12 protein-coding genes are annotated in these 14,794 nt (G+C 64.3%); 1 reads left to right on the top strand and 11 read right to left on the bottom strand.

The annotated features are described in order from the left end of the window. Positions 1-31: 31 nt before the first annotated feature. The 7 genes from rfbF to SALLO_RS15825 all read right to left on the bottom strand — a co-directional run bounded on the left by rfbF (position 32) and on the right by SALLO_RS15825 (position 8,777). Positions 32-805, bottom strand: a complete 774-nt coding sequence (rfbF, locus tag SALLO_RS0106980) for a glucose-1-phosphate cytidylyltransferase (RefSeq protein WP_022835594.1) — start codon at positions 803-805, stop codon at positions 32-34. 29 nt (positions 806-834) lie between these two features. After that, the gene (locus tag SALLO_RS15840; protein WP_022835593.1) at positions 835-1,785 is read right to left on the bottom strand and encodes a glycosyltransferase family 2 protein; all 951 of its coding nucleotides are present in this window, start codon (positions 1,783-1,785) and stop codon (positions 835-837) included. Between the two features lie 235 nt (positions 1,786-2,020). Further along, positions 2,021-2,488 (bottom strand): hypothetical protein, encoded by a 468-nt coding sequence (locus tag SALLO_RS0106970; RefSeq protein ID WP_022835592.1) that lies wholly within the window; start codon positions 2,486-2,488, stop codon positions 2,021-2,023. 138 nt (positions 2,489-2,626) lie between these two features. Continuing rightward, positions 2,627-4,966: a polysaccharide biosynthesis tyrosine autokinase gene (locus tag SALLO_RS15835; protein WP_022835591.1), complete on the bottom strand. Its 2,340-nt coding sequence runs from the start codon at positions 4,964-4,966 to the stop codon at positions 2,627-2,629. A gap of 57 nt (positions 4,967-5,023) precedes the next feature. Then, complete coding sequence (gene wbaP, locus SALLO_RS0106960) at positions 5,024-6,529, bottom strand: undecaprenyl-phosphate galactose phosphotransferase WbaP (protein ID WP_084696200.1); 1,506 nt, start codon at positions 6,527-6,529, stop codon at positions 5,024-5,026. A gap of 28 nt (positions 6,530-6,557) precedes the next feature. Further along, positions 6,558-7,694, bottom strand: coding sequence for a glycosyltransferase family 4 protein (locus SALLO_RS15830; RefSeq protein WP_051141423.1), 1,137 nt, complete (start codon positions 7,692-7,694; stop codon positions 6,558-6,560). Positions 7,695-8,048: 354 nt separating this feature from the next. Further along, complete coding sequence (locus SALLO_RS15825; RefSeq protein WP_022835588.1) at positions 8,049-8,777, bottom strand: response regulator transcription factor; 729 nt, start codon at positions 8,775-8,777, stop codon at positions 8,049-8,051. A gap of 356 nt (positions 8,778-9,133) precedes the next feature. Between SALLO_RS15825 and SALLO_RS15820 the strand changes: the two genes are divergently transcribed. After that, positions 9,134-10,045: a mechanosensitive ion channel family protein gene (locus SALLO_RS15820; protein ID WP_022835587.1), complete on the top strand. Its 912-nt coding sequence runs from the start codon at positions 9,134-9,136 to the stop codon at positions 10,043-10,045. 22 nt (positions 10,046-10,067) lie between these two features. On the opposite strand, the gene SALLO_RS15815 is transcribed toward SALLO_RS15820, so the two are convergent. The 4 genes from SALLO_RS15815 to dnaX form a co-directional block, all read right to left on the bottom strand. After that, on the bottom strand, positions 10,068-11,264 hold the full coding sequence (locus tag SALLO_RS15815; protein ID WP_051141327.1) for a saccharopine dehydrogenase family protein: 1,197 nt from the start codon (positions 11,262-11,264) through the stop codon (positions 10,068-10,070). A 52-nt stretch (positions 11,265-11,316) separates the two neighbouring features. Beyond that, positions 11,317-11,964, bottom strand: coding sequence for a recombination mediator RecR (gene recR / locus SALLO_RS0106935; RefSeq protein ID WP_022835585.1), 648 nt, complete (start codon positions 11,962-11,964; stop codon positions 11,317-11,319). An 86-nt stretch (positions 11,965-12,050) separates the two neighbouring features. Next, positions 12,051-12,371: a YbaB/EbfC family nucleoid-associated protein gene (locus SALLO_RS0106930; protein ID WP_228702790.1), complete on the bottom strand. Its 321-nt coding sequence runs from the start codon at positions 12,369-12,371 to the stop codon at positions 12,051-12,053. A gap of 179 nt (positions 12,372-12,550) precedes the next feature. After that, entirely contained in the window at positions 12,551-14,779 is a 2,229-nt protein-coding gene (dnaX, locus tag SALLO_RS15810; protein WP_022835583.1) for a DNA polymerase III subunit gamma/tau, read from the bottom strand. Between the last annotated feature and the right edge of the window lie 15 nt (positions 14,780-14,794).

Below are 14,794 nucleotides of genomic sequence, written 5' to 3'. Positions count from 1 at the left end.
GTGCTTGGGTTGACGGGGGGGCAGGGGGCGGTTACCAGATCTTCCACGGCGGGCTGTCTGATTCCCAGAGTGATTCGAGATAGTTCTTGTCGCGCAGCGTATCCATGGGTTGCCAGAAGCCCTCGTGACGGAAGGCGGCTAGTTGCGCATCGTGGGCGAGCTGCATGAGCGGCTCCTGCTCCCACACCGTGGCGTCGCCCGCGATGTAGTCGAACACGTCGGGCTCCAGGACGAAGAAGCCGCCGTTGATCCAGGCACCATCGCCCTGTGGTTTTTCGCGGAAGTGGGTGATGGTGGAATCGTCGTCGGGCAGGTTGAACACGCCAAAGCGGCCGGGCGGCTGAATAGCGGTGAGGGTGGCGTGCTTGCCGTGCGAGCGGTGAAAGTCGATGCTGGCGCGCACGTTGAGATCGGTGACCCCGTCGCCGTAGGTTAGGCAAAACGTCTCGTCGCCCACAAAAGACCGCACGCGCTTTAAGCGGCCGCCGGTCATGGTGTCCTGTCCGGTGTCTACGAGGGTCACCTGCCACGGCTCGCAATGGTTGCGGTGGATCGTCTCGGTGCCGGTGCGAAAGTCGAACGTGATGTCGGACCGCTGCTGGCGGTAGTCGGCAAAGTACTGCTTGATGACCTCGCCCTTATAGCCGCAGCACACGATAAACTCGTCGACGCCGTGGGCAAGGTAGATCTTCATGATGTGCCAGAGGATCGGCTGGCGCCCAATATCCACCATGGGCTTGGGGCGTACCGAGGTTTCTTCGGACAGGCGCGTGCCGTATCCGCCGGCAAGGATAACCGCTTTCATGGGACAGAAGGGGTTGGATGAAGGGGCATTTAGGAGGGTACAGAGTGCACCGGAGGGCGAGGTGCGAGGTATGAACGGATGGCATGACGCGTCGCTGTGCAGCATTCGCGGAACAGGTTGCGCCGGTGATACCGCATGTAGACAGTCACGACGTGTTTTTGGCAGATCAGGCGCTGCGCTGTGGTAAGCGGGGCGTCGGCGATGGCGTCTCGGTAGGCCTGCACAAACCGCCAGGCGGGCAACACGAGGCGGTCGGTATTGGCCGGATCGAACCAGGCCGCGCGGGCAGCGGCTGTGGCGTAGCCGTGCGAGGAGTTGTTGGGGTGGTCGCGGCGATACATCAGCGCCCCGGGGGCCTCAACGATCGGTCCGTGCAGCAAGAGGGCCCCGAGCATGACGATGTCGGCCGCCGGGTAGCCGCCCAACCCGCCCACGCGCCGCAGCACGTCGGTGCGTACAATGCCAAACTGCTGGGTGCACAGCCCGCCGTGCAGGTACCGCCACAGGTAGTGCCGGAAGCGCTCGACCGGGTCGGCCATGGGCAAGTGCAGCGAGCGGATGGAGAAGCCGGTGTTGGGGAGCTGCTCGCCGTCGGCGTCAATCATTTGGGTGGCCGGATAGGCCAGCACCGCCTGGGGGTGCGCGCGCAGCGCGTCGAGGCACGCTTGGAGGCAATCGGGGGCGAGCACGTCGTCGTCGCACGCCCAGCGAAAAAGCGGGGCCCGCGCCGCCTGCAGCACGTAGTTAAAATTGCCCGCGGCCCCCCGATTGGTCGTGTGGCGCACAAAGCGAATGCGATCATCACGCGCGGCATACGCCTGCGCAATCTCGGGCGTGGCATCGGTCGAGGCATTGTCGGCCACGATAATCTCAACGTCCGTGAACGACTGACGCACGATCGAATCGAGCGCCGTGCGCAGGTACCGAGCGCCGTTGTAGACCGGCAAGCCAATGCTGAGACGCGGCGGAGCAGGAGGCATTGGGACGAAATCGGGTCGCGGAGAGCCACTGTGGATTGCGGGTTCAACATCGGAAGCGGCGATCCGGCAGACGTGCACATTCCGACGCAACCCCCATGGACTTTTGGCGCACGCCGGGGGGCAGAGGCGGCCCATGGGCGGCGCGGGTCTACGCGCTACCGCCCGTATAAACGCACAACGGACGCTACCTTGTGGGCAGCGTCCGCGGACGTCCGAAGCAGCATGGACGGAGTGGTTACAGGCGATCGAGAAGCAAATAGGTGGAGACGAGCGACGCGATGGTTCCGGTAACCTGCGAGATGTCGCGCCACGAGAGGCGGCGCTTGGCCTCGGCGTCTAGCACCAGGATGTCTCCATTTTGCAGGCTCGGATAATCGATGCGCCGTGCGAATAAGTTTTCCAGGCGGGCCGAAAAAATCGGGTCGCCCTGGGTTTGGCCGCGGCGGTACAGCTTCACGGTGTAGATGATGCGGCGGTCGGGGCTGCGATCCGTCATGTTGGCGCCGCCGGCCGACACGCTTAGGAACTCCACGAGGTCGGTGCCCTCTTCAATAGACCACGTGCCGCCGGTGGGGGTGCCCCACACGAAGATCGTAATTTTTGGGTAGCCCGGCCGGCCGTAGGTCTGAATGTTCGGGTTGGTGTTGGCATCGGGAATCGTTTGTGCGTATGCCATCTCGCTGCCCGCAAGCAGCATAATCATGAAGCAGGTGACAAACGTGGCAAGAGAAGTTGCAGCAGTGCGTATCATGGGTGTGGTAGAATCATCGAAGGGAATGGGGTTGGGGCGCGCCGCCCTATGCAGCGCAGGAACTACGGTTCATGCAGCGGAGGGGCCGCCTTACGCCTCCTCGGGCGCATAGGCATACTTCTGATCATAGCTGTACCCGTACTGGTAGGCGCCATCCCCTTTGTCGGCATCGTAGCGGTTAAAGATGACGCCGGCAATTTTGATGCCCACGCCGTCGAGCGTCTCGCGGACCTGGCGCAGGGCGCGCAGATCGGTTTTTTCGGCCGAGGCAATCATGAGCGTTGCATCGCACAGGTCGCCAATGATGAGCGGATCGCTGGCCGCAAGAATCGGCGGGGTGTCGACGATCACAACGTCGCAGCGCTCGCGGCCCATCGCCAAGAGGCGACGCATCCGCGGCGAATCGAGCATCTCGGTGGGCGGGTGGTTCACCGTACCCGCCGGCACAAAGTAGAGGCCATCGACGAACGTCTTCTGAACGATCTCCACGTCTTCCGCGCCCGACAGCATTTCGGCCAGCCCCGGCGAGCGGGACACGCCCAGCAGCTTGTGAGCATTTGGCCGGCGCATGTCGGCATCAATCAGTAGCACCCGACGCCCACTCAGGGCAATAGTAAGTGCAATGTTCACCGCTGTGGTGGTCTTGCCATCCGACGGCTCGGGGCTTGTAACCATAAGCACCTGCGGCGCTTGCTTGCTGCCGTTGGTAAACTTGAGGTTGGTGCGCACGAGGCGGTAGTTCTCCGTCACGGGCGACCATGGGTTCAGGATCGGAAACAAGCGCGTACTCACGTCGCGCCCGTCCACCTTCACCGACTCGTTGCCCTTGAAGGACTCCTTGATCTCGCGATCCATCCGTGGGATGACGCCCACCAGGCTAAAGCCATGCTGCATGATGTCTTCCGGGTTGTAGATGCGCCAGTTCATGGCTTGCCGTACGAACGCGAGGCCAATGCCCAGCACCAGGCCCAGCAAAATGCCCAGGATGATGTTTTGCTGCATGTTGGGGCTCACCGGCAGCGTAGGTACAATCGCCGCCCGCACCATCTGCACGTAGCCCAGCTCCGACTCTTCGGCAATAATGGTGCGCTGGAGCTCCATGGCAATGTCTTTGTAGAACTGCTCGGCCTGAGCCAAGCGCCGTTCCAGCTGCTCCCGCTGTACCGTTTGTTGCGGGATGGATTGAATGCGGCCGCGGAAGTTGGCAATGCGCTCGTCGAGCGTGCGAATTTGGGCGCGCAGTTGTCCGATCGTAAGCTCTTGCTCCTCAATCTGTGTGCGCAACAGGCCTACCTGCCCGATGGCCGCGCCCGCCTGCACGCTGTTGGGCGCGTTGGCGGCGTGGGCTACCAGACGGTCGGTAAGCGCGGCGCGGCGCTGCTCAAAGCCCTTAACGCGCCGTACCAGCTCGGCGAGCTCAGGCACGCGCCCCTCGTTTCCGCGCAGCGTCGGGTCGTTGATGTAGTACGGTTCGGCCTGCGCCTTAAGCGAAGCAATTTGTTGCTCCAGCGCCTGAATTTGGGTGCGCAGGCTGGCGGCTTCTTGCTCGTCGCGCACGCTCGCCCGCAGGTTGGGCTGCAGCTGCGCCAACTGTTCTTGCATCACCGTCAGCTTGCGCTGCTCCTGCTCCAGCTGAAAGACCAGCTCCTGGCGCTGCGTCGTCAGGTCCACGTACTCCTGCGCCACGCGCTGGCCGTCGGGGCCCTGCGTGACGAGCTGGTTGGAGCGCGCAAACGTGGCCCACTCGTCTTCCAGCTGGCGGATATCCTCGCGCCGCTTGGCCAACTGATCCTCAAGAAACTTCCGGGCTGCCACGACGCCCACACGGGCCATCTCGCGGCTAAACTGCCGGTACTCATGGGCAAACACGTTCGCAATGGCCGCAGCCTCGGCGGGCAGCTCGCTCGTGGCCGTAATCTTGATCATCATCTGCTCATCGTTCGCATTGAAGTCCACGACCTCGCGCATGCGTTCGATGGCCACGAGCGTATCAACCGGCACGCCGTCTTCCGGACGAAACAGCGGGAAGGCCGCCGCGCTGGTGTCGTCGATGGCGTAGAGCCGGCGAATCACGCGATGGGACAGCTGGCCGGAGTTCTCCAGGATGCCGACCTCGTTGGCCAGGTCGGGGGCCGCGCCAAAGTTGATGACGCGCTGCTGCGTGGGCGAGGGATCGACCGACACGATGGCGCTCGATTCGTACACCGGCGGCAGCGTAAGCGTGTAACCGCCAAAGGCGGCGGCTACCAGCACGCAGGTGGCCAGGATGATCCACTTGCCGCGCTTTAGGGTGCTCCAAATGGCGCCCAGGTCAAGGGCGGCTTCGTCGGTGTCGGGCGCCGCCGTGTTGGCGTGCGGACGCGACGTGCCGTAGGAGGCCGCGGCCTTTTTCCGGGGCAGATCGAGGGCTGTTTCGTTTGTTTTTTTCATTGCGATACGGGGTGAACCGAAGGGGTTCGTGAGTGGGGCGCAAAGGGGCGTAGCAGCCTAGCAGGCGCCGTCGCCACGCAGCACAACCGGCGCGGTGCGGGCCAGCAGGTATAGGTCGAGCCAGGGCGACCAGTGCTGAATGTAGTGCACGTCGAGGTGCACGCGGGCTTCAAAGCTCAGGTGATTGCGGCCGGACACCTGCCAGAGGCCGGTGATGCCGGGCGGCGTTTGCAAGACGCAGCGCGCGAGGCCTTGCATCTCGTGCAACTCGCCAGGCATGTAGGCGCGCGGGCCCACGAGGCTCATGTCGCCGCGCAATACGTTCCAAAGCTGCGGCAGCTCGTCGAGGCTGTAGCGCCGCAGCACGCGGCCAATGGGCGTTACGCGGGGGTCGTTTTGGAGCTTATGGAACCGTTGGTACTCCGCGCGCAGGGCATCGTCGCGGAGCAAGACCTCGCGCAGCATGGCATCGGCGTTGGTGTACATGGTGCGAAACTTGAGCACGGAGAAGCACCGACCGTCGCGTCCCATGCGATGCTGACGATAAAACACGGGCCCCGGATCGTCGCGCTTGATTAGGAGCGCCACCAATGCAACAATTGGCGCAAGCAGGACCAGCAGAATGGCGCTCCCTACCACGTCAACGGTTCGCTTCGCGGCGCGCGCGAGGGGGCGCAGCGCGTAGCGCCGGATGCCAACGCCCATCAGCCCATCGGCCGTTGCGCCGGTCGTCCAAAGCGCGGGCCCTTCGCCGGCCACGGGTACGATAAAGACCTTGTCAAAGAAGCGGCTGTAGCGTTCGATGAGGCGGGCCCGGTCGACGGCCTGCACGTGGGGCAGCGCCACCACCACGTACGGAATCTTGTGGGTGGTGGCCAGGTGCAGCGCCTCGGCCTCGGCACCGCCATAGGGCACCGAGGCGGCCGCCGACGCGTCGTCGGGCAGGGCGTCGCCCACCAGCGCTACCGGCCGAATGCCCAGCTCGGGCCACCGGCGCAGCGTGTCGAGCACCGCGGGCGCCGACTGGCTCCGGTTGATGATGACCGCCGGAATGCCCCACCACGACTGTTGGGCCAACAGGATGCGCACCAGGCCGTGCGTGAATGGAAGCACGAGGGTTGCCATCAGGCCCCAGACCATCAGCTCCAGGGCCTGTTCGGTAGACCCGGTGGCGAGTCCTACGGAGAGGGCAGCAACCACCGAGAGCACGAGGGTGAGCATGGCCATGCGTTGCATGACGTGCACCGGGTGCTGGGCCGCTTGCTGGTAGAGGCCATTCAGGCCGATCAACACGAGCAGGGCCACCGTGGCCACCACCAGCGATGGTCCGGGAACCTGGAAGGCCGCCCGCACGCCCAGGGCGAGCATGCTCAGCACCAACAGATCGGCGGTTGCCATGAGCGCGGCTACGAGGTAGCGCGGCGCCCACGGCACCTGCACCGTGGCCCTTGAGGCGGCGGAGCGATGGGCGGTTTCTGCCAACACCGGTACCGGGTGGCTGCGGTTGGTAAGACCCTTCGGGGCAAAGGGCGCTGTAGGTGATACAGATACGGAGGGCATCATGAGAACAAAACGTAAGGGGAGAGCGGCGCTACGTTAGGTGATCCTCAAGCGTGAAGGGGTCGTCGTTAAACGCGGCATGCGTGTCGCTCACCAGTTGATGGAACGCCTGCCGAAAGCGAGGAACGGAGAACTGCTCGGCGTGCGCACGAATGCGCTCGGGGACAAACGACGCGCGGCGCTTCTCGAACGTGCGGACGGCCTCGCACAGGGCTTCGGTCGTCTGGCGATCGAACCACACGCCGGTTTCGCCGGGCACAACCGTTTCGCGGGCGCCGCCGCGTCCGTAGGCAATGACGGGGGTGCCGCAGGCTTGAGCCTCCACCGGCACGATGCCAAAGTCTTCTTCGGCGGCAAACACAAACGCGCGGGCGTGCTGCATGTAGTACTGCACGGCTTCGTTGGGCTGGTAGCCCAAGAACGATACATTGGGCCCTGCCAGCTGGCGCAGTTGCTGGGCCTCGGGGCCGTCGCCGATGACGATCAGCTCTTTCTCGGGCATCGCGGCAAATGCCTCCACGATGAGGTCGATGCGCTTGTAGGGGACGAGCCGCGAGAGGGTGAGGTAGTACTCATCCTTGTCGGTTTGCAGCGAGAAAGCATCCACATCCACCGGCGGATACAGCACGGGGGCCCGGCGCCGGTACGTTTTCCAGATGCGCCGTGCTACGTGTTGCGAGTTCGCCACAAAAAGATCCACCCGCGGGGCGCTACAGGCATCGAAGAGGCGCATGTAGTGAAGCAGCGCACGCGCCACCCAGCCCCGTAGTCCGCTCGTCAGGTTGTTTTGCTTCAGGTAATCGTGGTGCAGGTCCCAGGCGTAGCGCATGGGGCTATGCACATAGCTGATATGCAGCTGATCGGACTGCGTGAGGATGCCTTTGGCGACTGCATAGCTGGAGGACACAATGACGTCGTGCGCGCGCAGATCGAACTGCTCAATGGCCAGCGGGGCCAGCGGAAGGTAGTAGCGGTATTTTGAGCGAGCAAAGGGAAGGTGTTGAACGAACGAGGTGTGTACCGACTTCCCTTGCAGGAAGTCGCGCTGATCGGGGGGGAGAAAGTCGATGAGGCTGTACAGCTCGGCCGATGGGAACGACACAAGCATCTGCTCCAGTACCCGCTCAGCCCCTGCGTACACAGGCAGCCAATCGTGGACGAATCCCATGGCTGGAAGTCCCGATTGGCCATCGCCCCCGGTCAGCCAGGCGGCCACATCCGGATGAGAGGCGGTAAGCGATGTTGACGATGAAGGCATAGAAGCACCAACAAAACGTTCAGGAGGAGGCGTGCGGCAGTTGATCCATAGCATACGGCGCATCCCTAGGAGGCATGGTGCGGTTGCAGCGCATCCCCACCGCGCCTTTTCACCCGTCCTGTGCGTGCAGGCCCTACCAGAGTTGGAGACGGGATGCGCCAAAAGTAGCATACCGACCTATCGTTGCGGTCCACCGTCCGCGGGCGGCGCGCCGGGCGGTGGCCAGGCGCGCGCCGCGAACCACGGAGCGCGCCAATGGGCCGCTCACGGATGTGTCTCGGTTGAGGAAGACGATGCCTCGCGGCCGTACGTCCATTGCACCGCATACTGCAGCAGCTCGGAGACGGTATCGAAACCCAGTTTTTCCTTGGCCCGTCGGCGATAGGTCTCAATCGTTTTGCGGCTCAAGTCCAGCTGGTCTGCGATGTCGGTGACGTTATGCCCGGCACCCAACATCTGGAAAACGGTCATTTCGCGGTCGGTCAGGCGCTCGGTGGCGGCCCCTAAGGTGTAATCCTTTTGATGGATCACCTTGTTGAGGATGCGCGACGACATGCGGCGGCTCAGGTACACCTCGCCCTGCATCACCGTCTCGATGGCCTGAATGACATCCTGCGTGGGGGCATTCTTCATCACGTATCCGGCGGCGCCGGCTCGGATGGCGCGTTCGGCGTACACCGTCTCGTCGTACATCGAAAAGACGAGCGCTTGCACGTCGGGCATCTCGTTGCGGAGCGTCTCGATAAGGTCAAAGCCGTGGCCGTCCGACAGCGAGAGGTCGACGATGACCACGTCGGGGGGGCGTCGCCGCAGGAGCTCCAGCGCGGTCTGCGCAGATCCGGCCTCTCCGATCAGGCGGAAGTTAAGGGTGCGAGTGATGGTGGAGGCGAGTGCTTCGCGAATGGCGGGGTGGTCGTCCACGATAAAGACGCGAACGCGCTCATCAGGCGTCGAAGCACTAAAGTCGTGTGGATGTTGAGACGGTGCGTTCATACGAACAGGTGTGCACGCTTAGTAGGTAGAAAAGCCTTGCAGCCTGCCGGTAGGCCCATGAGGCAACGAGAACATGCGTGAGGACAACCAACCTCGGTTGTTTCATCGTCGCATAACCTACACGATGGCGCAGGGGCGTACACGGTCGTTCCTACCCAACGAGTGACGGAGGTTGGGCGCATTGCGGTGTCATGCTTGCGCTGCGCCACCGTCTCTTTTGCTACCGTGGGGCGGTCATCCAGGCCGTGCGTACACGAGTAATTGCCCGTGCAGAATATCCGCACGCCAGCAGTTGCATCTCTCCCGCCGCCCGCTTTCCTTCAGGGCAGCGTGCTGCTTCCGACGTCTCTTAGGCCATGGACCTCTCCACCCTGCCGCTCAATGCTACGCTCATCTACCGGCTGGTGGTTACCGCTGCTGTGCTGGGGGCGGCCTACGGACTCATCCGCCTGGGCCATCGGCTCATTAAGCGCTACGTGCACGACGCGACGCACCGCTACCAGGCCGCCAAATGGGTGCGGCGGGGCACGGTGCTGCTGGCTGCTGTCTTCACCATTGCCTTGTGGTCCCCCAGCGCAAGCGGCGTGTTTACCCTCCTCACCATCATTGGTGCGGGGCTGGCCGTTGCGCTGCGCGACGTACTGCTGAGCCTTGTGGGCGGCGTGCGGCTGTCGTGGCACGTGCCCTTTGCGCACGGCGACCGCATCGAGGTGAACGGCGTGCGCGGCGACGTTGTCGACATCGGGCCGCTCCAAACGGCGGTCATGGAGGTGGGCGAGTGGGTCGCGGCCGACCAAAGCACGGGCCGCATCGTGCACATTCCGAACAGCTGGCTCTTTGTGCACGCCGTTAAGAATTACACGGACGGGTTCGACTTCATCTGGAATGAGGTGAGCGTCGTGGTTACGTTTCAGAGCGATTGGCGCGCGGCGCGCGGCATCGTCGAAGAAGTGGCCGAGGAGTTGCTGCCTGATGTGACGCGCGAGGCGCGCGAGCAGCTGCAGGCCGTAACGCGGGACTACCTGGTGCGCTACCGCGTGCTTACGCCGTACGTGTATGTCGACATGGTCGACCATGGCGTGCGGCTCACCCTGCGCCACCTCACACACACGCGCGGCCGTCGCAACCTGCGGCATGGCCTAACCATCGAGCTGCTGGAACGCTTCGAGACGCACCCCAACATTGCCATCGCTTACCCCACCTACACCGTGCACGGCGCCAACCCGCACAGCGCATCGCCCGATCGGCGGCCGCTGCCGCCCATGTAAGCCGCCCGGCTCGGTCGAGCGCTTAGGCTTGCTCCATCGGGCGGGCCGTGGCCACGTCAACAAAGCCCTCGTGCCAGCGCTCGGTGATGCCCAGCCCCTGCTCGCACACCATGTCGTAGAACGCATCGAGGGGTACCACATCTTCAAGGACGCCAGCCCCCCCGCCCGTAACGGCCCCGTCGCGCCTTGCGATGAGGAGCGCTGAGGCAATGGCCGGAATGGCTGTGCTGCGCATCATGGCCGTCTCGTGGGTGTCGTCGTTGAAGCGCTCAGCCATCTCGTAGACCAGCGTGTGCGGGGCGCCGTCCTTTTCGCCGTGGAGCACCACGCGCAAGAGCACGGCGTCTTTGTACACGCCCCCCAGCCGATCGCGCATCTTGCGCACCAGCACATCGCGGTACGTGAGATGCGTTTGGACGCCAATCTTGCGATCTTCGGCAAGGCCCAGGCCCAGCACAAACTGCATCTGCGAGAGGTGTCCGGGCCAGCGGATCGTCTTGTGATCAAACGTTTCGATGGTGCCGGCCAACGACTCGGCCAGCGTGGAGAGGCCGCCCTGCGTGCAAAAGGCCTGCATCCCTTCAAACGGCGGATCGAACGTGATGTCTTCGGCGCCCGAGAGGGCGTCGACGGTGGTGAGCGTGCCGCCTCGGAGGTGCTGCGCAGGATTGGTGTAGTCGTCGAGGATGCGCTGTGCCGACCACGAGATGCGGAAGTTGAACGGGGGCTGCGGCTCCAGGGGCACGTCGCCCACGCGCAAGTGCGCGGCCTGCGGGGTGTCGAACTGCGCCAGCCCGCGCATGCACAACACGTTGATGAGCCCCGGCGCGAGGCCGCAGTTGGGCACCACCCATATCGACTTTTCGCGGGCCTGCTCGTCGAGAGCCAGCTCGCGGTTCACAATCTGGTCGTTGCCGCCCAGGTCGCAAAAGTTGATGCCAAGGTGCACGCAGAGCTCGGCGAGCTCGGGGTTTAGCTCAGGCGGCACGCAGCTAATCACGCAGTCGCTGCCCCGAATAATCTGGTCGATCACGTTGGTGTCGCGCGCGTCGGCCTGAAACGACCGCAGCACCGGCGCGTCGGTCTGGTCGTGCAGCTTTTGCAGCGAGCTGGCATGCGTATCGCACACCTGCACCTGCGAGACGTCATCGGTGTGCGCGCACAGGTGACGGGTGACGGCTGCGCCGATGGAGCCGGCGCCGATGACTGTAATTTTCATACCGTTGCAGTTCCGAAGGGGAGAGGAACACGTGGGGAACGCAGCACCGCCCTTAGACGTGGCCGCGTCCTTCGAGCGCCCGCGAGAGGGTGGCTTCATCGGCGTACTCTAAGTCGCCTCCAATGGGCAGGCCGCGGGCAATGCGCGTTATGCGGACGTCAAACGATTCCAGCAGTTGCGTGATGTAGTAGGCCGTGGTGTCGCCCTCCACGTTGGGGTTCACCGCCAAAATGAGCTCTTGAATGGCGAGGTCTTCCGGTGCGGGGGCTTCTTCTTCGGCCGTGCCGTTGCCAAACGACGGATCGAGGCGTTGCGCCAGCTCGCGGATGCGCAGGTCGTCGGGGCCTATGCCGTCGAGCGGCGAGATGACGCCCCCAAGCACGTGGTACAGCCCGCGATATTCGCCGGTGCGCTCAATGGCCAGCAGGTCGCTCGACTCTTCCACAACGCAAATCGTGGTACGGTCGCGTTCTTCCGACTGGCAGATGGGGCACGGATCGGCGTCCGCAACCACGTAGCACCTTGAACACCGCTGTACGCGCTCTTTTACGTCGAGCAGGGCCTGCGCAATCGCCGCCACCTCATCGTCGGGCATCTTGAGCACGTAGTTGGCCAGGCGGCGTGCCGTTTTTTGCCCAATGGTGGGGAGCTTGGTGAATTGCTCCACCAGCGCTTCCACAGACTCCGATGTAAATTGCATAGTGCACCCACTTATCAGCAATACCGGCGCAGCGGCCCCGAAGCGACACGCGACGGGGCGCCTACACCATCACAACGCGGTTCGGTCTACAGTCCCAGCTGGCTCAGGTCCATGCCCGGCGGCAGCATGTTGCCCATCGACTTTTTCATCTCTTCCTGCGCGAGGTCGCCGGCTTCTTCCAACGCCTTGTTCACGCCCGCGATGATGAGGTCTTCGAGCAGTTCGAGATCGTCAGGATCAACGGCATCGGGGTCAATCTCGATGGCCGTGACTTCCTGGTTGCCGTTGGCGGTAACCTTCACCATGCCGCCGCCGGCTTCCGCGGTGGTCGTTTTCTTACCAAGCGATTCCTTGGCCTCGGACATCTTTTTCTGCATGTCCATCATTTGGCCAAACATCTTCGACATATCCATTCCGTTGGACATAAAAGGGGTAGGGCTTAAGAAATTGTGTGCGTACAAGCGGGTAGTGTACGAGGAAGTGCTCCTGCCGATCCGCTCCCACGGGCGAAACGATGTGAACCCATCGTTAGGCATTGACGGGGCAGCCCGCCCGCGGTGCGCGGGTTAACGGAGGCGGGCATGCGCTACCAGGCCGATTCGAGGTCGAAGCCTTCAAAGAGGGCGTCGAGGGCGTCGTACGTGGGCCGCAATTTTTCGAGCCGTTTGATGGGCGAGAGGAACGCGTCGGGCGTGGCAGCCGAGGTGTCGGCGGGGGCGGTGTGCACCTCCGGGTTCAGCCGCTTCACATCCACATCCGTTTCCTCGGCGATGGCGGTCAACAGGGCCTGCTGCTGCTCGCGGACGGTGCGCCGCTGCAGGTCGTCCTCCACCGTAAGCGTCAGCACGCCGTTGGAGAGTGCGCCGGGCGCTACGTTTTTGAGCACCGATCGAACGGCAATGTGCCCCTGCGTGGCCGACTGCACGATGCGTGGCCATTCCTTTTCGATGCGCGCCTGGGCGTCCGCATCGTAGCGCGCGGTGGGGGCGGGGGGCTCAGCTACCGCCGTGGCTGTGGAACTTGCGTCATCGCGTGGGGCGTCGTCGCCGCTCGCCGCCTCGCCGGCAGTCTCGTCGTCGGGCGAGAGGGCGGGCTGGCTAAAGAGGTCGTTGTACAGGTCGTCGCTGCGATCGGACGGTGAGGAACCTGCTGCAGGCGGTGCGGTGTCGTCCGACGGAGGCCGGTTGCTGGGGGCGTCGTCCGCTCCGTCGTCCGCGCCGGTTCCGTCCTCGCCCGAGGAAGCCTCGTCGCCTGGCGCCGCGGTGGGCGTTTCGTCCTCCGCGGGCTTCGGGTCAGAAGCGTCTGCATCGGCCGCAGGCGTCGTATCCTGCGCCGGCGCATCCGCAGGTTCATCGTCGGGATCGGCCGGTGCGGCCTCCGATTCATCATCACGTGCGGCGGACGGGTCGGCCGGTGCGTGCGGCGTGGGGGGGCCCGGAATTGGATCGTCGGTGGGGGATGCCTCGGTGTCCTCGTCAACGTCCGAAGCGTCTCCGGCATCCGGAGCGCTTTCGGTGGACGTTGCGGGCGGCGTCGATGCTGCGTCGGAGTTCGAAGCGCTCGATTCGGTTGAAGCGCCGGTTGTTCCTTGTGTGGGGTCGGAGGCTGACGGGCGGTCGGGGGCCGTCCACGTATCGGGCAGTTCTCCTTCGTCTACCAACGTTTCCAGGGCATCGATCGCGTCCAGGGCCCGCTCAAGGTCGGCGGCGCGCTGCATGTGCGCCATCTTCAGCAGGGCGAGCTCCAGCTTCAGGCGCGGCTGCGGGCTCCCCTTGACGTCGGCTTCGGCGTCGCTGGCCACCATGAGCAGGCGCAACAGATCGGCTTCCCCAAACGGGGCGGCGGCCGCGACGTAGCGGCTGCGGGCGCCCGCGGCGACTTCGGTAAGGGCTTCGGGGCCCAGCGTTTCCACCACGAGCAGGTGGCGCAGGTGCTCGGCCAGTCCATTGAGAAATTCGCGGAGGTCGTAGCCCTCGTGCACCACGCGCTGCACCAGCTGGAGCATTCCGGCGCTGTCTTGCCCGGCCGCGTGGGTAGTGGCCTTGAAGTAGAGGTCGCGGTCGACCACGCCCAGCGCCTGCGCGAGCGCTTCGTACGTGAGCGTGGTGCCACAGAGCGAGAGGGCCTGATCGAACGCGGAGAGGGCGTCGCGGAGGGCGCCTTCCCCCTTGCGCGCGATGAGCATGAGCGACTCATCATCGGCCGTGATGTCTTCGGCCGTGCAGATTTCCTGGAGGCGCTCCACAATGTCTGCGACGGGGATGCGGCGGAAGTCGAACCGCTGGCAGCGCGACAAGATGGTGGGCAGCACCTTGTGCGGCTCGGTGGTGGCAAAGATGAACAGCGCGTGCGGCGGCGGCTCCTCCAGGGTCTTCAGCAGCGCGTTGAAGGCCTGGGTGGAGAGCATGTGCACCTCGTCGAGGATGTACACTTTCTTTTTGCTCCCCTGCGGCGGGATGCGCACCTTCTCACGCAGCTCGCGGATGTCGTCGACCTTGTTGTTGGAGGCGGCATCGACCTCAAATACGTTCAGGCTGCGGCCCTCCTCAAACGCCTTGCACGACGGACAGGCGCAGCACGGCTCGGCGTTGTCGGGGCGTTCGTCGCGCGGGGTCTCGCAGTTGATGGCCTTGGCCAGGATGCGCGCGGCGGTGGTTTTGCCCACTCCGCGCGGTCCGCTAAAGAGATAGGCGTGGCTGAGCCGGTCGCGGCGGATCGCATTTTTGAGCGTGCTCGCCACGTGCTCCTGCGCCACCAGCTCGTCGAACTGGCGGGGGCGGTACTTGCGGGCACTTACGAGATAGCGCTCGGCCATAAGCGGGCGGCGGGT

Source organism: Salisaeta longa DSM 21114, assembly GCF_000419585.1.
Taxonomy (GTDB): domain Bacteria; phylum Bacteroidota; class Rhodothermia; order Rhodothermales; family Salinibacteraceae; genus Salisaeta; species Salisaeta longa.
The sequence above is the reverse complement of the archived record's forward strand: the minus strand, read 5'-3'. Positions and strand labels throughout refer to the sequence as shown.